Below are 18,716 nucleotides of genomic sequence, written 5' to 3'. Positions count from 1 at the left end.
CTGTTGTTAACGGAACAATTATACGGTGAAGCGCAGCTGTTAATGAACCATTAAATGCCGTTACTGTTCATCCGGGCCAAGTGAGTAAACCGGGTAACCATGTTCACGCCATTCCGTCAGCAGCTGTTGCTGCGAGGCGGATGGCACTTCGCCACACCAGACCAGCAGAGTCTGACCATCGAAAAATTCGGGCCGCAGCTGCGCCAGCGAATGCGCAAGGACATCCACGCGCCAGCCCTTTTGCGTTGCAATCCAGGCTTCCAGCCACAGGCGGGTGGTATCGTGCACGTTCCAGCCGACCACCAGCGCATCTTTCCCGGCCTTGCTCTTCGCGGAGGCAAGACAGACGGCAATGTAATTGATAAGCACACCATCGAGCATACTGAGCAGCGCCTGCAGGGTGGACTGTTGGCACTGCAGACGACGGCGAAGCGGTATGAAAAGATGCGTGATCAGCGTTTGTGCTGGATAATCGCGCCCTTGCTCTTTTATCCATGCGCGCAGGCGCTGCAGGTTGCCTGCCTGCAGAAGTCTTAGCAGGGTTTCCTGTTGTTCGCGCCAGAGGTGCTGTGTGTCAGGATCGTCCTGGCAAAGCAGAGACTTTACTTTGCCAACCTGCACACCGTTGTCGATCCAGCTTTTAATCTCACGAATCCGGTCGATATCGGCATCGTTGAAAAGGCGATGTCCGCCATCCGTTCTTTGCGGTTTCAGTAATCCATACCGCCGTTGCCACGCCCGTAGGGTAACGGGATTGATATCACAAAGGAGTGCTACTTCACCTATTGTGTAAAGCGCCATATTCGCCCCCTGGCTCACGCTTCCCCAGAATAAATGTAGACCCACTTTGCCGAACCAGGAAGGATTGATTGATTTTTGAACAAAAAATGCGAAGCATGCGCAATGTTCGGAAAAAGATGTGATTGCGAACACGATTTCGCGCTTTTTTGGGGTGCTTCAAAGAAAGTTCCCCCTTATCAGTGTATGTTACGCGTTTTTAGCGTGTGCGGTTTTGAGTATGTACGAGTTTAATCTGGTGCTGCTGTTGCTTCAGCAGATGTGCGTGTTCCTTGTCATCGCCTGGCTGATGAGCAAAACGCGCCTGTTTATTCCGCTGATGCAAGTCACCGTCCGTCTGCCGCACAAATTTCTCTGCTACGTCGTATTTTCCATATTCTGCATTATGGGGACCTGGTTTGGTCTTCATATCGAAGACTCTATTGCCAATACGCGCGCTATCGGCGCGGTGATGGGCGGACTGTTGGGCGGTCCCGTCGTCGGGGGTCTTGTCGGTTTAACGGGGGGCCTGCATCGCTATTCCATGGGCGGGATGACGGCACTCAGTTGCATGATTTCCACGATCGTAGAAGGGCTGCTCGGTGGCCTGGTGCATAGCTATCTGATCAAACGTGGCCGTCCGGATAAAGTCTTCAGCCCACTGACCGCAGGTGCGATTACCTTTGTCGCCGAAATGGCGCAGATGGCGATCATTTTGCTGATTGCCCGCCCGTTTGAGGATGCGCTGCACCTGGTCAGCAGCATTGCCGCCCCGATGATGGTGACCAACACCGTGGGGGCGGCGCTGTTTATGCGTATTTTGCTCGATAAACGTGCCATGTTTGAGAAGTACACCTCGGCGTTTTCCGCAACCGCGCTGAAGGTTGCCGCTTCGACGGAAGGGATCCTGCGCCAGGGCTTTAACGAAGAAAACAGCATGAAGGTTGCGCTGGTTCTCTATAAAGAGCTGGATATCGGTGCCGTGGCGATAACAGACCGTGAGCGGCTGCTGGCCTTTACCGGTACCGGGGACGATCACCATTTGCCTGGTAAACCCATCTCCTCAGCCTATACGCTGCGCGCCATTGAAACTGGCGAAGTGGTTTATGCCGACGGTAACGAAGTGCCTTATCGCTGTTCGCTGCATCCGCAGTGCAAACTGGGTTCTACGCTGGTCATTCCGTTGCGCGGAGAAAACCAGAGAGTGATGGGTACCATCAAACTGTATGAAGCGAAAAATCGCCTGTTCAGTTCCATCAACCGCACGCTGGGGGAGGGGATCGCCCAATTGCTTTCCGCACAGATCCTGGCCGGGCAGTATGAGCGCCAGAAGGCGTTGCTGACCCAGTCAGAGATAAAACTCCTGCATGCTCAGGTGAACCCGCACTTCCTGTTTAATGCTCTCAATACGCTCAAAGCGGTCATTCGGCGCGACAGCGATCAGGCCGCGCAGCTGGTGCAGTTTCTGTCGACCTTTTTCCGTAAGAACCTGAAGCGTCCTTCTGAGATCGTGACCCTGGCCGATGAGATTGAGCACGTTAATGCTTATCTACAGATTGAGCAGGCACGTTTCCAGTCACGCCTGCAGGTGTCGCTCTCCGTCCCGGATGAGCTGTCCCATCAACATCTTCCTGCTTTTACCCTGCAGCCTATTGTAGAAAATGCCATCAAACACGGTACCTCGCAGCTTCTGGGTATCGGGGAGGTCACTATTTCCGCCAGCCGTTTTAATCATCATCTGGTGCTCGATATCGAAGATAACGCCGGGCTTTACCAGCCTTCCGCTACAGGGGGTTTAGGGATGAGTCTGGTAGATAAACGTCTGCGTGCCCATTTTGGCGATGACTGCGGTATCACCGTCGCCTGTGAGCCCGATCGATTTACCCGAATTACCGTACGACTGCCGCTGGAGGAAAACGCATGTTAAGAGTGCTGATTGTGGATGACGAGCCGCTGGCACGGGAAAACCTGCGCGTTCTGCTGCAGGAGCAGCCTGATATTGAGATTGTGGGTGAGTGTGCGAACGCCATTGAGGCTATCGGTGCTGTCCACAAACTGCGCCCGGACGTGCTGTTCCTCGACATTCAGATGCCCCGAATCAGCGGGCTGGAGATGGTCGGGATGCTCGATCCGGAGCATCGTCCCTACATCGTGTTTTTAACCGCATTCGACGAATATGCCGTTAAAGCCTTTGAGGAGCACGCGTTTGATTATTTACTCAAGCCAATTGAAGAGAAGCGGCTGGAAAAGACCCTGACCCGATTACGCCAGGAGCGTACCGTTCAGGATGTCACGCTGTTGCCCGAGAACCAGCAGCCGCTGAAGTTTATCCCCTGCACCGGACACAGCCGGATTTATCTTTTGCAGATGGATGATGTGGCATTTGTCAGCAGCCGCCTGAGCGGAGTATTTGTCACCAGTGCGGAAGGAAATGAAGGGTTTACCGAGTTGACCTTGCGGACGCTGGAGAGCCGCACGCCGCTCATTCGCTGCCATCGCCAGTATCTGGTCAATATGGCGCACCTGAAAGAGATCCGCCTGGAAGACAACGGTCAGGCAGAGCTGGTGCTGCGCGCCGGGCAAACGGTGCCGGTTAGCCGTCGCTACCTGAAGAGTTTGAAAGAGGCGATTGGCCTGTAAAGCTGGTACACTGCGCGCCATTGCATCATCGACATTCGAAGGCTCTATGCTCAGTAACGATATTCTCCGTAGCTTGCGCTACACCCTGAAAGCGAATAATAACGACATGGTGCGCATTCTTGCGCTCTCCGACATGGAGTCCACGTCGGCCGGTTTCGATACCTGGATGACCAAAGAAGACGAAGAGGGCTTTGTCCGCTGCCCGGACATTATTCTGTCTGGCTTCCTGAACGGCCTGATCTATGACAAGCGCGGTAAAGATGAGTCTGCGCCAGAGCTGGCGCTGGAGCGTCGCGTAAACAACAATACGGTGCTGAAAAAGCTGCGTATTGCGTTTTCACTGAAGACTGACGATATCCTGGCGATCATGACCGAGCAGAAATTCCGCGTCTCGATGCCAGAGATCACCGCCATGATGCGTGCCCCGGACCATAAGAACTATCGCGAGTGCGGAGACCAGTTTATGCGCTATTTCTTGCGCGGGCTGACGAATCGCATACACAGCGCGAAGCCATAAAAAAAGCCGGAGATTATCTCCGGCTTTTTTGTTATTTCACCTGCTGACCAGGCTTCGCGCCTTCGTCAGGACTTAACAGGAAGATATCTTTCCCGCCAGGGCCTGCGGCCATCACCATGCCTTCAGAAATACCAAAGCGCATTTTGCGTGGTGCCAGGTTAGCCACCATGACCGTCTGGCGGCCAATCAGCACCTGTGGGTCTGGATACGCAGAACGAATACCCGAGAAGACATTACGTTTCTCGCCGCCCAGATCCAGCGTCAGACGCAGCAGTTTATCGGAGCCATCCACAAACTCCGCGTTTTCAATCAGCGCCACGCGCAGGTCAACTTTCGCGAAATCATCAAAGGTGATGGTGTCCTGAATCGGATCGTCAGCCAGCGGGCCGGTAACCGGCGCAGCAGCGGCTTTCACCTCTTCTTTCGAAGCTTCAACCAGCGCTTCAACCTGCTTCATCTCGATGCGGTTGTACAGCGCTTTAAAGGTGTTCACCTTGTGGCCGAGCAGCGGCTGAGCAATCGCATCCCAGGTCAGTTCAGTGTTCAGGAACGCTTCTGCACGTGCAGCAAGCTGTGGCAGAACCGGCTTCAGGTACGTCATCAGTACGCGGAACAGGTTGATCCCCATGGAGCAGATAGCCTGCAGATCGGCATCACGGCCTTCCTGTTTCGCCACAACCCACGGAGCCTGCTCGTCCACATAGCGGTTAGCCAGGTCTGCCAGCGCCATAATTTCACGCACGGCTTTACCGAACTCACGCGCTTCCCACGCTTCGCCAATGGTGGCTGCGGCATCGGTGAAGGTTTTGTACAGGGCTGGGTCAGCCAGTTCGGCTGCCATCACGCCGTCAAAACGCTTGGCGATAAAGCCCGCGTTACGGGATGCCAGGTTCACCACTTTGTTGACGATGTCGGCGTTCACGCGCTGCACGAAATCTTCCAGGTTCAGGTCGATATCGTCGATGCGGGAAGAGAGCTTCGCGGTGTAGTAGTAGCGCAGGCTGTCCGCATCGAAGTGGTTCAGCCAGGTGCTGGCTTTGATGAACGTCCCGCGGGACTTGGACATCTTCGCGCCGTTTACCGTCACGTAGCCGTGTACGAACAAATTGGTCGGCTTGCGGAAGTTGCTGCCTTCCAGCATTGCTGGCCAGAACAGACTGTGGAAGTAGACGATGTCTTTACCGATGAAGTGATACAGCTCGGCTGTGGAATCTTTCTTCCAGTATTCGTCGAAGCTGACAGTGTCGCCACGCTTGTCGCACAGGTTCTTGAAGGAGCCCATGTAGCCGATTGGCGCGTCCAGCCAGACGTAGAAATATTTACCCGGTGCATTCGGAATTTCGAAACCAAAGTACGGTGCATCGCGGGAGATATCCCACTGCTGCAGACCGGACTCGAACCACTCCTGCATCTTGTTCGCTACCTGCTCCTGCAGCGCGCCGCTGCGGGTCCATGCCTGCAGCATTTCACTGAAGGATGGCAGGTCGAAGAAGAAGTGCTCGGAGTCACGCATCACAGGCGTTGCGCCGGACACCACGGATTTCGGCTCGATAAGCTCGGTCGGGCTGTAGGTCGCGCCGCACACTTCGCAGTTATCGCCGTACTGGTCCGGGGATTTACATTTTGGACAGGTGCCTTTGACAAAACGGTCCGGCAGGAACATGCCTTTTTCCGGATCGTACAGCTGGGAGATGGTGCGGTTTTTGATAAAACCGTTCTCTTTCAGACGCGTGTAGATCAGCTCCGACAGCTCACGGTTTTCGTCGCTGTGCGTGGAGTGATAGTTGTCGTAGCTGATGTCAAAGCCAGCAAAATCAGTCTGATGCTCCTGACTCATTTCGGCAATCATCTGCTCCGGGGAAATCCCCAGTTGCTGAGCTTTCAGCATGATCGGCGTGCCGTGGGCATCGTCCGCACAGATGAAATTAACCTCGTGGCCGCGCATTCGCTGGTAACGGACCCAGACATCAGCCTGGATATGCTCCAGCATGTGGCCGAGGTGGATTGAGCCGTTGGCGTACGGCAGTGCGCACGTTACCAGAATTTTCTTCGCGACTTGAGTCATAGTAGGCATTACTTCTTTTAACTGTGAAAAGGGTTTTTGATATTACCAAAAGGGGCATTATTAAGTAAGCACAAACCACGGCCTTTCAGGTAAACTTGTTCATCTAAGGTCTTATTCACAAGAACAAAGGAGTCGGGATGAGTTCTCAATCCCAGGCCAAATCACCGGAAGCCTTACGAGCGATGGTCGCCGGGACGCTGGCTAACTTTCAGCATCCAACCCTGAAACATAATCTTACGACGCTGAAAGCGTTGCACCACGTCGCCTGGCTGGACGATACCCTGCACATTGAGTTGCAGATGCCATTCGTCTGGACCAGCGCATTTGACGCGTTGAAAGAGCAAACCAGCTCTGAACTGCTGCGCATTACCGGTGCAAAAGCGATTGACTGGAAGCTGACCCACAGCATCGCTACCCTGAAGCGGGTGAAAAACCAGCCGGGCGTGAACGGTGTGAAAAATATAATTGCCGTAAGTTCAGGCAAAGGCGGGGTAGGTAAATCCTCCACCGCGGTTAACCTGGCGCTGGCGCTGGCGGCAGAAGGGGCAAAGGTCGGTATTCTTGATGCCGATATCTACGGGCCTTCTATTCCAAACATGCTGGGGGCGGAAAACCAGCGTCCAACCTCGCCGGATGGCACTCACATGGCCCCCATCATGGCTCACGGTCTGGCGACCAACTCCATTGGGTATCTTGTCACCGATGATAACGCCATGGTCTGGCGTGGCCCAATGGCCAGCAAAGCGCTGATGCAGATGCTGCAGGAGACGATGTGGCCGGATCTGGATTATCTGGTGCTGGACATGCCGCCGGGCACCGGTGATATTCAGCTCACGCTGGCGCAGAATATTCCGGTTACGGGAGCGGTTGTGGTGACCACGCCGCAGGATATCGCGCTGATTGACGCCAAAAAAGGCATCGTGATGTTCGAGAAAGTGGAAGTGCCGGTGCTCGGTATTGTTGAAAACATGAGCATGCACATCTGCAGCAACTGCGGTCACCACGAACCAATCTTTGGTACGGGTGGGGCAGAAAAACTGGCCGCGAAATATCACACCCAACTGCTTGGCCAGATGCCGCTACATATTACTCTTCGTGAGGATCTCGACAGCGGAAAACCGACGGTCGTCAGCCGTCCGGACAGCGAATTTGCTGAGATGTATCGCCAGCTGGCGGGGCGCGTTGCAGCGCAGCTCTACTGGCAGGGTGAAGTGATACCGGGTGATATCGCGTTCCGCGCGGTGTAAGTTCCCAGCTCCGAATTGCCGGGTGGCGGCTTCGCCTTACCCGGCCTACGGAATACGGTTTTGTAGGTCAGGTAAGCGTAGCGCCACCTGACTTTACCCAAGCCGGTAATGCATCAGATAGTACTCTCCGTCCGGAGAAATTCCTTTCGACTCAATGTGCCAGCCGTGTCGCTGGTAAAACGCAACAGCCCGCGAATTCTTCTTCAGACACTTAAGCGAACCTGTGCTGGTAAACGTCTTCTGCACCTGCTCCAGGAGCAAGTGTCCGACTCCAAGGCTCTGATACTGCGGGTCAACAAACAGGTTGTGCAGAAAATTATCGTTCGTCCAGACTGAAGCAAAACCCAGGCGATGACCGTTCTGCACGGCGACCCAAATTACTTCGTCACGGGTTGCTGCATCAAAGTCTTCAAGCTGCCACTGTGAATTGTCCAGCCACGGCCAGGCTTCACGCCGGGCGTGGAGGTAGAGCGTGCGCAGGAAAGGGCGATCGCTCTCCTGCCACGGGCGAATCAGGATCGAATCAGCGATGATAGAAGATATCTCCGTTATAGGCTTTGTAGATTTTGCCATCAGTATCACCGATCAGGACGTAATTCTCGCCCATATAGGTCCAGTGTGTACCGGCATCCGGTGCCGGGAGGTTACGCAACTGGTACTGTTTGATGGTGTACTCGGGCGTTTGATACTGCGCAGGTGCGGTGTCGCCAATTTTGAACTTCGTGAAATCAGCGATGAACTCTTGTTCTTCATAAGCTTTGATGCCGCCAGACGCTGACGCTGTTTGCGGGGCTGCTGAAGCCGCACTCGCAAGAGACATTATTACACCCAGAAGTAGCCATGTACGCTTAGCCATTTTTTCTCCAGTTATATCGTTACTGATACTCTCAGCCTGCTGTAGTGATGACGATGTGGCAGACAGCCTATTTTAAGTATCCCAGCAGACCCTGTTAGAAAAAAAATGTAACAAAAGTGGACGATTTTGTGTAGATCAAATGGTTAATACCATTTTGCTTATGAATGATATTTCCTAAAAGCAATTCAGTACAGAAATGTGTTTTTTAATTAATTCTGAAAGTATAAATTTACTCTAAGTTTGTGATCTGAAAGACATGCGTTTTTTTTAAAGACAAATTAAACTTATAAAAGCGGAGCGGTTTAATTTTCAATTCAACTTCCTTCCGTTTCTTAAATTAATCCAGCGCATCATTCGATGATGTGTTTTTTTATTTAACTGCATGAAAAACAGAGCGTTGATGGGTTCAGTAATTCTTCCTGAATTTTCTGTTATACGTTTGTTGTGCTCATGAATCATAAATTAATTTTAATGAAAAACACAACTACACTATTTGTAATATTCTTAGCGATAAGTCAGTTGACTGGCTGTGTATTTTCTCCCGGGCAAGCATTAAGCTCATCAGGGAAAAATATCATCACGACGGGTGATGAATATAATAATGTTGATAAGCGTGTGGATCTTTATCCACTTACCCCTTCCCTGATTGAAAAATTGCGTCCCGCCGTCGTGAAATCTCAGCCAAATCCTAAGCTGGATGAGCAGCTCAGAAACTGGGAATACCGCATTGGAGCAGGTGATGTTTTAACCGTTACCGTCTGGGATCACCCTGAACTGACAACACCGGCTGGGCAATATCGTAGTGCCAGTGATGCCGGTAACTGGGTGAACGCGGATGGTACCCTCTTTTATCCCTATGTCGGAAAGGTCACTGTGGCGGGAAAAACGGTCTCTGAAGTGAGAGAGGAGATCGCCACACGACTGGAGAGCGTTATCGAAAGCCCGCAGGTGGATGTCAGCGTGGCGTCCTTCCGCTCGCAAAAAGCTTATGTCACTGGCGAAGTCGCCAAATCTGGCCAGCAGGCTATCACCAATATTCCAATGACGGTTATGGATGCCGTCAACGCGGCGGGTGGGCTTTCTGCTGACGCTGACTGGCGCAATGTGGTTCTCACTCACGAGGGGAAAGATATACACCTCTCTCTGTACGCGCTGATGCAGCACGGCGACCTGACGCAAAATAAGCTGCTCTACCCGGGCGATATTCTTTTTGTTCCACGCAATGACGCACTGAAAGTCTTTGTGATGGGGGAAGTGATTAAGCAGAGCACGCTGAAGATGGACAGGAGTGGGATGACCCTTGCCGAAGCGCTGAGCAATGCGGGCGGGTTGAACCAGGACATGGCCGATGCGACGGGTATTTTTGTCATTCGCTCCATTGCTAAAGGCAACAATGCGGGAAAAATCGCCAACATTTATCAGCTTAATGCGCAGGATGCCTCTGCGATGGTGTTGGGCACCGAATTCCAGCTTGAACCCTACGACATTGTTTATGTCACCACGGCTCCGCTGTCGCGCTGGAATCGCGTCATTACTCAGCTCGTGCCGACCATCAGCGGTGTTCATGATCTGACCGAAACGGTCCGTTACATCAGATCGTGGCCGCAATAATGTTCGATTCCATCTTAGTGGTTTGCACCGGCAATATTTGTCGCTCACCGATTGGAGAGCAGTTGTTACGCCAGTTGCTACCGGGAAAACAGATCACCTCGGCAGGCATATTTGGGCTGGAAGGAAGCCCGGCGGATATCCACGCTCAGGACGTGGCCGGGCGACATGGGCTCTCACTCGGTGAACATCGCGCGCGCAAATTAACTCCGCAGATCATGCGGGAATCGGATCTTATTCTGGTGATGGAACCTGCTCATCTTCGCTTTATCTCTGCCATGGCCCCGGAAATTCGCGGCAAATCGCTGCTCTTTGGGCAATGGCTGGAGCCGCAGGACATCCCCGATCCCTATCGTAAAAGCCGTGAAGCATTCGACTATGTTTTCGGACTGCTGGGCAAAGCCAGCCAGGAATGGGCTCATCGATTGAGTCAACAAGGAATGAAGCGTTAATGTCGTCTTACACAACAGGCAGTTACGGTGCCACAACACCGGAAAATCATGAAATTGATCTCATTCGTCTACTCGGCGAAATGATCGATCATCGTGCAGTCATTTTATCGATGACTGTCATTTTTACCTTGCTGGCAGGCCTGTATGCTTTTTTGGCCACGCCCGTATACCGCGCGGATGCCTTAATTCAGGTGGAAGGAAAGCAGGATAATAGCCTGCTCAAAAATTTAAGACAGTTTGGTAATGAGATGTCTCCCGATGTGGAACCCGAAATACTCCTGCTTAAATCGCGCATGATCCTGGGCGCTACCGTTGATGAATTAGGTTTAACGCAGCACGTGACGTGGCGTACTTTCCCTGTCGTAGGGCAGTTGTGGGCGCAGTTGCAGGGCCGTAAGCCAGCGACGATCGCCCTTGGTTGGTTACAACTGCCACTTGTTGATGGAAAACCACGATCCCTTGTGCTCACGGTGCTGGAAAAAGGCGCATACCGGCTGGAAGGCGACAATTTTTATGCTGAGGGTAGGGAGGGAAAACCTTTTGAAAAAGAGGGGATTTCCCTGCTGGTGGCGAAACTGAATGCCCCAACGGGCACGCAATTCACGCTACAAACCTGTTCCCGTCTGGAGGCAATCAATGCGCTGAGCAACCAATTTAGCGTAGTTGAATCGGCAAAACAGAGTGGAGTAATGACGCTCACCCTGACCGGCAACGATCCTGATCGTATTGCCCATGTGCTCAACCGTATTGCCAACAATTACCTGCAGCAAAATATTGCCCGTCAGGAAGCGCAGGATTCGCGAAGTCTTGCGTTTTTACAGCAGCAGTTACCTAAAATCAGAATCGAGCTCGAGCAGGCCGAAGAGCGGCTGAATCAGTATCGCAAACAGCGTGACTCGGTCGATCTTTCGCTGGAAGCGAAATCGGTTCTTGAACAGATTGTTAATATCGAAAACCAGCTTAACGAGTTGACGTTTCGTGAGGCGGAGATTTCTCAACTCTTCAAGAAAGATCACCCGAATTACCGCGCATTGCGTGAAAAACGCCAGACGCTGGTACAGGAGAAAGTTCGCCTGAATCAGCGTGTCTCAGCCATGCCTTCGACTCAACAGGACATTTTGCGCCTCAGTCGGGATGTGGAGTCAGGTCGGACAATCTACCTGCAGCTACTCACACGTCAGCAAGAGTTGAACATCTCACGTTCCAGCGCCATCGGTAACGTGCGAATTATCGACAGCGCTGTGACGCAACCTGATCCTGTTAAACCGCGAAAGCCGCTGATTATTGTTTTTGGTGCCCTGCTGGGGTTGATATTCTCAATGGGGCTGGTGCTGGTCCGCATTGCGCTCAGACGTGGTCTCAACACCGCCGAGCAGCTTGAAGGGCTGGGAGTTCAGGTGATGGCTACCTTGCCGCGTTCGATGTGGCTGTGGAAAAAAACGCACCTGCACAGGAAAAGAGTATTTGGCTCGCGCTGGAGTCACAAGATTACCGATGTGCCTTTCCTGCCTGTTGACCGGCCAGCAGATATTTTTGTTGAGGCTGTGCGGGGGCTGCGTACCAGCTTGCATTTCACGTTGCAGGATGCCGCTAACCGGATCGTCATGATTTCTGGCCCGACGCAGGACTGCGGAAAAACGCTGGTCAGCACCTCACTGGCTGCGATTGAGGCACAGGCCGGGCTCAGGGTGTTATTCATTGACGCGGATATGCGTGAGGGATATGTCCATAACGTATTCGGTTTAAAAAACCACACCGGACTTTCCGGGGTGCTTGACGGAAAATATGCGTGTCAGGAGGCGATTCAGCGCTATGAAAAAGGCAATATTGATGTGCTGACCTGTGGGCCGGTTCCATCGCAACCTTCAGAACTGCTGATGAGCGATCGCTTCAGAGTGTTAATGACGTGGGCAGATGAACATTATGACCTTGTGATCCTTGATACCCCGCCGGTGTTGGCTGTTACCGATGCCGCAGTGGCAGTCAGGGTGGCTGCAACTTCATTGCTGGTTGCTCGCTTTGGCAAGACCAGCCTGAAAGAGATGGAGAACTGCATCAAGCGCCTGCAACAAATGGGGGCGTGCATAAAAGGTACCGTGCTGAACGACGTGGTGAAGTCAGCAGCTCTGTATTACCACTCAGGCTATGGTCTATACGAATATGGCCATAGCACGACACGGCAACCGCGCAAGGATTAAAGTTTTACCAGCGTGGCAAAGCGGTACACTCGCGACACTTCTTTACAGCGAAACGACGCATAGCTCGCTAAGATGACCTTCGTTAACTCACGAGGTCATAATGGAAAACCGCATATTCAGCAAACTGCGCCGCTGGGCGCGGGAAGGGATCGTACTCGTTCTGCTGGCGCTGGCCGTGATGTGGGGTGTGGATCAGTACCGCAAGCCGACATTACCAGCCACGTTTAGTGCAACTCCGATGCAGGGGATTGATGGTACGATGCACGACATTGCGGCGCTCAGTCAGGACCGGCCGCTGCTGATTTACGTCTGGGCCACCTGGTGCAGCATCTGCCGTTATACCACGCCTGCAGTCAATAAGCTGGCAGAAGAGGGGGGCAATGTGGTGAGTATTGCCATGCGTTCCGGTGATGACGCAAAGCTTGCGCGCTGGGTTGAAAAGAAACAGCTGAAAATGCCGGTGATAAATGATGAAAACGGTGCGCTGTCGCAGGCATGGCAGGTGAGCGTAACGCCGACGCTGGTCATTGTGTCGAAGGGGAACGTTGTCAGCACGACTACGGGGTGGACGAGTTACTGGGGATTAAAAGCCAGAATGTGGTGGGCAGGGGTATAAAAATAACCCCTCTCCTTGCGGAAGAGGGGTTTGTATTACTTCGCCAGAACTTCCTGAGCGGTGCGCTCAACCAGAGACAGCAGGATTTTAATATCTTTCAGCGTCACGGTTGGGTTCAACAGCGTCAGCTTCAGGCAAGTGACACCGTTATGCTCGGTCACGCCGACGTTTGCACGGCCGGATTCCAGCAGCGCATCACCAATTTTCTGGTTCAGCAGGGCGATACCCGCTTCATCGGTCTGCACCTGTCCGCGGAAGCGGAACAGTACGCTTGCCAGCTGCGGTTGCATAACCAGTTCCAGAGCAGGCTGCTCTTGCACATAAGCCGCAACCTGCTGTGCCAGCGTCACGCCGTGATCGATGATCGCTGCGTATTGCTCCTGCCCCAGCGCTTCCAGGCTCATCCACAGCTTCAGCGCGTCGAAACGGCGCGTGGTCTGCAGCGATTTGGACACCAGGTTAGGCACGCCCGCTTCTTCGTCGAACTCAGAGTTCAGGTAAGCCGCCTGATAGCGCATCAGTTCATAGTGGCGTGCTTCTTTCAGCAGGAAAGCACCGCAGCTGATGGTCTGGAAGAACTGCTTGTGGAAGTCCAGAGTAACGGAATCCACCAGTTCAATGCCGTCCAGGTAGTGACGATACTGCTCAGACATCAGCAGCGCGCCGCCCCATGCCGCATCAACGTGTACCCAGATATTCTGCTCCGCCGCCAGCTCAGCAATAGCACGCAGAGGGTCAATAGCACCGGCATCGGTGGTCCCTGCTGTCGCGACAATCGCCAGGATCTGTTCGCCATTCGCGTTGCACTGTTCGATTTTCGCCGCCAGATCGGTCAGATCCATGCGCGAGAATTCGTCCGTTTTCACCTGCACCACGGACTGGTAACCCAGACCCATCAGCGCCATGTTTTTCTGCACGGAGAAGTGCGCGTTTTCTGAGCACAGTACGCGGATCTTACGCAGATCGCCCGTCAGGCCATCCTGCTGAACGGAGTGGCCCTGACGCGCAAAGAACGCATCACGAGCCAGCATCAGACCCATCAGGTTGCTCTGGGTGCCACCGCTGGTGAAGACACCTGCGTCGCCAGCCTGATAACCCACGCGGGTACGCAGCCATTCGATCAGTTTGATCTCAATGATGGTTGCGGACGGGCTTTGATCCCAGGAGTCCATACTCTGGTTAGTGGCGTTGATCAGCACTTCTGCCGCCTGGCTTACGACCAGGCTTGGGCAGTGCAGGTGCGCCACACACTGTGGGTGATGAACGGACAAACTGTCTTTCAGGAAGAACTCCACGGCGCGTTCAATTGCCGCTTCGTTGCCCAGCCCTTTCGGGTTGAAATCCAGCTTAATACGGTCGCGCAGTTCCGCGACCGTTTTGCCCTGGTACATCTCAGGCTGTTTCAGCCACTGCATCACGGCCTGAGTGCTTTGTTCAATCGCCTGCTGGTAAGCTTCAATGCTCTGTGCAGAGGAGAACAAAATTGGGTTTGAATCTGACATCGTGTTCAACTACTCCGGTTACGCCGGGCGAACGCCCGCAGCAAGCAGTGCCTGCTCGAATTTATCCAGGAAGATTTTCAGCTCTTCATCGCTGATCAGCAGGGAAGGAAGCAGACGCAGAACGATACCGTTGCGACCACCACGCTCCAGAATCAGACCGGCTTCGAAGCACTTCTTCTGAATCAGGGCAGACAGCTCGCCATCACCCGGGAAGCAACCCATGTGGTCAGCAGCTTCGTTTGGCTTAACGATCTCGATACCGATCATCATGCCCAGACCGCGAACGTGGCCGATTACCGGATAGCGCTTCGCCATCTCTTTCAGCTGGCCTTTCAGCCATTCGCCCTGTGCGGCTACTTTGCCTGCGATGTTCTGATCTTTCAGGATTTTCAGCGTGGTCAGACCGGTTGCCATCGCCAGCTGGTTGCCGCGGAAGGTACCGGTGTGGTGACCTGGAGCCCATGCATCGAACTGCTTTTTGATACCGAGCACAGCCAGTGGCAGACCGCCACCTACAGCTTTAGACATCACGATGATGTCTGGCTCGATGCCAGCGTGTTCGAAGGCGAAGAATTTACCGGTACGCGCAAAGCCAGCCTGCACTTCGTCGAGGATCAGCAGAATGCCGTGTTCCTGAGTCACTTTGCGGATACGCTGCAGCCACTCAACTGGAGCCGGGTTCACGCCGCCTTCACCCTGAACGGCTTCCAGAATGACGGCTGCAGGTTTGCGCACGCCACTTTCCACGTCGTTAATCAGGTTTTCGAAGTAGTAGGTCAGCGCTTTCACGCCCGCTTCACCACCGATACCCAGCGGGCAACGGTATTCGTGCGGGTAAGGCATGAACTGTACTTCTGGCATCATACCGTCAACCGCTTCTTTCGGAGACAGGTTGCCGGTCACGGACAGTGCGCCGTGGGTCATACCGTGGTAACCACCAGAGAAGCTGATGATACCGCTACGGCCGGTGACTTTTTTCGCCAGTTTCAGCGCCGCTTCCACGGCGTCAGCACCGGATGGACCGGTGAACTGCAGGCAGTACTCTTTGCCCTGACCTGGCAGCAGAGAGAGCAGGTATTCTGAAAACGCGTCTTTCAGAGGCGTAGTCAGATCCAGGGTATGTAACGGCAAGCCGCTGGTAATGACATTTTGGATGCTTTTCAGCACATCAGGATGGTTATGGCCAAGCGCAAGGGTCCCTGCGCCTGCTAAACAGTCAAGGTATTCTTTATTATCTGCATCGGTGATCCACACGCCTTCTGCTTTAGTGATGGCTAAAGGCAGTTTGCGCGGATAACTCCTGACGTTAGATTCAAACTCGGCCTGACGGGCCAGATAGGTTTCGTTGCTTTTGTGGGCATCTACGGTGTCAATACGGACTTTATCCGTCATCATATCACTCCTACAACCGCCGCTTCGTTATGAGCCACGATTGAATAAAAAGTTAAAAAACAGATGGGGGCCTGAAAAAAACGCCGCCAATATAGAGCCTTTTGCCACGGGGCTCAATGGTTAATTTGTTTACTGTTTTGTGACATGGGGCACAGGGGAGGGAATATCCCTCTTTTCTGAAAGAAAATTGCACTTTATTACAAAGTAAAACAGCCGGTTATGTGCAGTCGGCCTGGAGTGTAAAAGCAGAAAAAAGAGTGTGACAAATCGTGCCATTCGCTGACATAAAAGAAGGTATACGGCCTCCTTGCCACCACGATATGCAAAAATCCCTGGTCTCTATAGATGCGCAACGGAATCGCGCATTAAAAATGGACTTTCAACACGCGTTGTTTCCCGATGGTTTTCACCGTTAATAATATGCAGGGCACTCAGACGTCCAATTTCATAATGTGGCAGTTGAACCGTTGAAAGAGGGGGGAGAAAGAGTTCTCCAATGCCCACCATATTGTCATAACCGATAACCGCAATATCTTGTGGGATGCGAAGCCCTTGAGCCAGTAGCGTCTGGTACACCATCAATGCGATACGATCGTTGCCGCAGATAACGGAGTCGAATCGGGGAATGCCGTTCTGAATGTGCGCCAGCAAAACTGACGGAATGTCACGATAGTGCTCGTCCCCGAACGCCATATAGCTATGTTCCAGACTGTTCGGGTCGAGCCCAGCTTCATGGCATGCACGTTCCAGCCCCTGACGGCGTCGGGTTGTGGCCAGATGGTCCACGGGTAAATGCAGGCACAGGGGCTGTCGATAACCCTCGGCGAGTAACGCATGCACGGCAGTGTACTGTCCCTGTTCATCATCAGGGATGTAGCTGGCAACTTTTTCATTGATACTTTCGCAGTTAGCCAGCACGCAGGGAAGGGTGAGGAGTTTGGCCGGGAGAGGAACCTGACGTAACCCCATGGTGGTGTAGATAATCCCGTCAGGCCGATGAGAGAGGAGAAGGTCGACAATGGCATCCGGGTTGTCATCGGTAAACATATTCATCACGAAGCTGTTCCAGCCGTGCATCCGGGCCGTCTCTTCAATGGACAGCGTAATCTCTACCGAGAAAGGTGTCGTCACCGTATCGAGCGCCAGTACGCCTATGGTTTTAGGCGAGGCATGCGCACCGCGTATTTTCTTGGCGGACAGGTCAGGCACGTAGCTGGTCTGCTCGATAGCCAACTGAACGCGCGCCAGCGTTTCCGGTTTAAGGCGCTCCGGGCTGTTAAGCGCCCGGGAAACCGTCATCAGCGATACGTTAGCCAGCTTTGCGACGTCCTTCAGGGAAGCCATTTTCTTACTCCGTTAGTGCTCTGTGTGAGAGGGTATACAACTAAGTCGCTGATGTAAAAGGAAGGCTGATGCCCAGGCCTGGTCATGCTTACCTCAGTGATGAATATTTGATCGCGATCTCATTCTCTTAATGTTAACGTTAACGTTAACGTTAACTTTCGTGATTAACATCTTAAATCTTAGCCAAACAGCATGAGAAAGAAATGATGTTAACGTTACCATTGAGTCATTACTCCAACATGAGAATGTCATGATGAAAACGCATCACTCTCACAGCTACCCTTTACTGAGCGCATTACTGTTTTTCTTTTTTGTCACCTGGTCATCTTCAGGCTCGTTGCTCTCCATCTGGCTTCATCAGGAAGTGGGCTTAAAAGCGGGGGATACCGGCGTTATCTATGCCGTGCTTTCCGTCTCCGCACTTTTTGCTCAAATCTGCTATGGATTCATTCAGGACAAACTCGGTCTGCGTAAAAACCTGCTCTGGTTTCTGACTTGTCTGCTCATTCTTTCTGGTCCAGCTTTTTTGCTATTTGGTTATCTGCTGCAGGTTAACGTTTTACTCGGCAGCATTTTCGGCGGGATTTATATCGGCCTGACGTTTAACGGCGGAATAGGGGTACTGGAGTCCTATACCGAGCGCGTGGCCCGCCAGAGCCAGTTTGAGTTCGGCAAGGCGAGGATGTGGGGATCGCTTGGCTGGGCGGCGGCAACTTTTTTTGCGGGGCTCCTGTTTAACATTAACCCGAAGCTGAACTTCGCGGTGGCGAGCTGCGCCGGGCTGGTGTTTTTTGTGTTGCTGGCTCGTCTCAGGGTCTCTTCCGCCCCGCACGCCATGCAGGAGGCGGTGTCCGGCGGTAAGGTCACGCTGGAAGACGCCTTGCGGCTGCTGACGCTTCCGCGCTTCTGGGCGCTGGTGTTTTTCGTTATCGGCACCTGTATTTATGGCGTTTACGACCAGCAGTTCCCGGTCTATTTCTCCTCCCAGTTCCCGACGTTGCAGGAAGGGAACGCCATGTACGGCTATCTCAACTCCTTCCAGGTGTTCCTTGAGGCGGCTGGTATGTTTTGTGCCCCGTGGCTGGTGAATCGCCTTGGCGCGAAGAATGGTCTGATTTTCGCGGGAATGGTGATGGCGATGCGTATGGTGGCATCGGGTCTGGTTGAGGGGCCGGTATTGATCTCCATTACCAAGCTATTACACGCTGTTGAGCTGCCCGTTTTGTTGGTCTCAATCTTTAAATACAACAGTTTGCATTTTGATAAGCGGCTCTCTTCCACCCTCTATCTGGTGGGCTTTGCCTGTACAAGCTCGGTGATTGCCTCGGTCTTGTCGCCGCTGGCAGGCTACAGCTATGAGAAGTACGGCTTTGCCCAGTCCTATCTCATCATGGGGCTACTGGTATTCAGCACCACGTTTATCTCCATCTTCCTGTTGCGCTCGGGTAAGTCCTCTTCTGACCCGCTCATGCCGCAACCTTCAACCATCTGATCGAAAGAGT

16 protein-coding genes are annotated in these 18,716 nt (G+C 53.1%); 9 read left to right on the top strand and 7 right to left on the bottom strand.

From position 1 onward, the window contains the following. Positions 1-60 precede the first annotated feature (60 nt). Positions 61-801 (bottom strand): HTH-type transcriptional regulator MlrA, encoded by a 741-nt coding sequence (gene mlrA / locus ACLHV9_RS15925; protein ID WP_108090788.1) that lies wholly within the window; start codon positions 799-801, stop codon positions 61-63. A gap of 217 nt (positions 802-1,018) precedes the next feature. Here mlrA and ACLHV9_RS15920 point away from each other — a divergent pair, with 217 nt between their 5' ends. From ACLHV9_RS15920 to ACLHV9_RS15910, 3 genes are read left to right on the top strand one after another with little or no spacing between them, the layout of a single operon-like run. Then, the gene (locus ACLHV9_RS15920) at positions 1,019-2,704 is read left to right on the top strand and encodes a sensor histidine kinase (RefSeq protein WP_108090787.1); all 1,686 of its coding nucleotides are present in this window, start codon (positions 1,019-1,021) and stop codon (positions 2,702-2,704) included. Then, on the top strand, positions 2,698-3,417 hold the full coding sequence (btsR, locus tag ACLHV9_RS15915) for a two-component system response regulator BtsR (protein WP_024908144.1): 720 nt from the start codon (positions 2,698-2,700) through the stop codon (positions 3,415-3,417). The genes ACLHV9_RS15920 and btsR overlap by 7 nt, the downstream gene beginning before the upstream one ends. Positions 3,418-3,463: 46 nt before the next feature. Then, positions 3,464-3,934: a DUF1456 family protein gene (locus ACLHV9_RS15910; RefSeq protein ID WP_028016328.1), complete on the top strand. Its 471-nt coding sequence runs from the start codon at positions 3,464-3,466 to the stop codon at positions 3,932-3,934. A 31-nt stretch (positions 3,935-3,965) separates the two neighbouring features. On the opposite strand, the gene metG is transcribed toward ACLHV9_RS15910, so the two are convergent. Continuing rightward, positions 3,966-5,999 carry a methionine--tRNA ligase gene (metG, locus tag ACLHV9_RS15905; protein ID WP_028016329.1) on the bottom strand — a complete coding sequence of 678 codons (2,034 nt, stop codon included), beginning with the start codon at positions 5,997-5,999 and terminating at the stop codon, positions 3,966-3,968. A 137-nt stretch (positions 6,000-6,136) separates the two neighbouring features. Here metG and apbC point away from each other — a divergent pair, with 137 nt between their 5' ends. Continuing rightward, a complete protein-coding gene (gene apbC, locus ACLHV9_RS15900) occupies positions 6,137-7,246 on the top strand; it encodes an iron-sulfur cluster carrier protein ApbC (RefSeq protein ID WP_049008223.1) in 1,110 nt (369 codons plus the stop codon). Positions 7,247-7,339: 93 nt separating this feature from the next. Here the strand turns inward: apbC and ACLHV9_RS15895 are convergent, their stop codons facing one another. Continuing rightward, positions 7,340-7,819: a GNAT family N-acetyltransferase gene (locus ACLHV9_RS15895; protein ID WP_049008225.1), complete on the bottom strand. Its 480-nt coding sequence runs from the start codon at positions 7,817-7,819 to the stop codon at positions 7,340-7,342. After that, positions 7,770-8,102: an RcnB family protein gene (locus ACLHV9_RS15890; RefSeq protein ID WP_128347454.1), complete on the bottom strand. Its 333-nt coding sequence runs from the start codon at positions 8,100-8,102 to the stop codon at positions 7,770-7,772. The genes ACLHV9_RS15895 and ACLHV9_RS15890 overlap by 50 nt, the downstream gene beginning before the upstream one ends. Before the next feature lie 471 nt (positions 8,103-8,573). On the opposite strand from ACLHV9_RS15890, the gene ACLHV9_RS15885 reads away from it, so the two are divergent. From ACLHV9_RS15885 to ACLHV9_RS15870, 4 genes are all read left to right on the top strand, one after another. Beyond that, positions 8,574-9,713 carry a polysaccharide export protein gene (locus ACLHV9_RS15885; RefSeq protein ID WP_108090939.1) on the top strand — a complete coding sequence of 380 codons (1,140 nt, stop codon included), beginning with the start codon at positions 8,574-8,576 and terminating at the stop codon, positions 9,711-9,713. Then, positions 9,713-10,162: a protein tyrosine phosphatase gene (locus ACLHV9_RS15880; RefSeq protein WP_108090785.1), complete on the top strand. Its 450-nt coding sequence runs from the start codon at positions 9,713-9,715 to the stop codon at positions 10,160-10,162. The genes ACLHV9_RS15885 and ACLHV9_RS15880 overlap by 1 nt, the downstream gene beginning before the upstream one ends. Next, positions 10,162-12,360 (top strand): tyrosine-protein kinase, encoded by a 2,199-nt coding sequence (gene etk, locus ACLHV9_RS15875; RefSeq protein WP_407220820.1) that lies wholly within the window; start codon positions 10,162-10,164, stop codon positions 12,358-12,360. Before ACLHV9_RS15880 ends, etk begins: the two co-directional genes overlap by 1 nt. A 100-nt stretch (positions 12,361-12,460) precedes the next feature. After that, on the top strand, positions 12,461-12,976 hold the full coding sequence (locus ACLHV9_RS15870) for a protein disulfide oxidoreductase (protein WP_108090784.1): 516 nt from the start codon (positions 12,461-12,463) through the stop codon (positions 12,974-12,976). 35 nt (positions 12,977-13,011) lie between these two features. Here the strand turns inward: ACLHV9_RS15870 and ACLHV9_RS15865 are convergent, their stop codons facing one another. The 3 genes from ACLHV9_RS15865 to ACLHV9_RS15855 form a co-directional block, all read right to left on the bottom strand. Further along, positions 13,012-14,478, bottom strand: coding sequence for a pyridoxal phosphate-dependent decarboxylase family protein (locus ACLHV9_RS15865; RefSeq protein ID WP_108090783.1), 1,467 nt, complete (start codon positions 14,476-14,478; stop codon positions 13,012-13,014). A gap of 18 nt (positions 14,479-14,496) precedes the next feature. Beyond that, positions 14,497-15,873, bottom strand: coding sequence for a diaminobutyrate--2-oxoglutarate transaminase (locus ACLHV9_RS15860; protein WP_028016338.1), 1,377 nt, complete (start codon positions 15,871-15,873; stop codon positions 14,497-14,499). Between the two features lie 336 nt (positions 15,874-16,209). Continuing rightward, positions 16,210-17,214, bottom strand: coding sequence for a LacI family DNA-binding transcriptional regulator (locus ACLHV9_RS15855; RefSeq protein WP_049008229.1), 1,005 nt, complete (start codon positions 17,212-17,214; stop codon positions 16,210-16,212). 250 nt (positions 17,215-17,464) lie between these two features. Between ACLHV9_RS15855 and ACLHV9_RS15850 the strand changes: the two genes are divergently transcribed. Further along, the gene (locus ACLHV9_RS15850; protein ID WP_028016340.1) at positions 17,465-18,706 is read left to right on the top strand and encodes an MFS transporter; all 1,242 of its coding nucleotides are present in this window, start codon (positions 17,465-17,467) and stop codon (positions 18,704-18,706) included. The last annotated feature ends 10 nt before the right edge of the window (positions 18,707-18,716 follow it).

Origin of the sequence: Enterobacter sp. CPE_E890 (assembly GCF_046521475.1) — a bacterium.
Taxonomy (GTDB): Bacteria; Pseudomonadota; Gammaproteobacteria; order Enterobacterales; family Enterobacteriaceae; genus Enterobacter; species Enterobacter adelaidei.
This window is presented reverse-complemented; position numbering and strand designations above follow the sequence as displayed.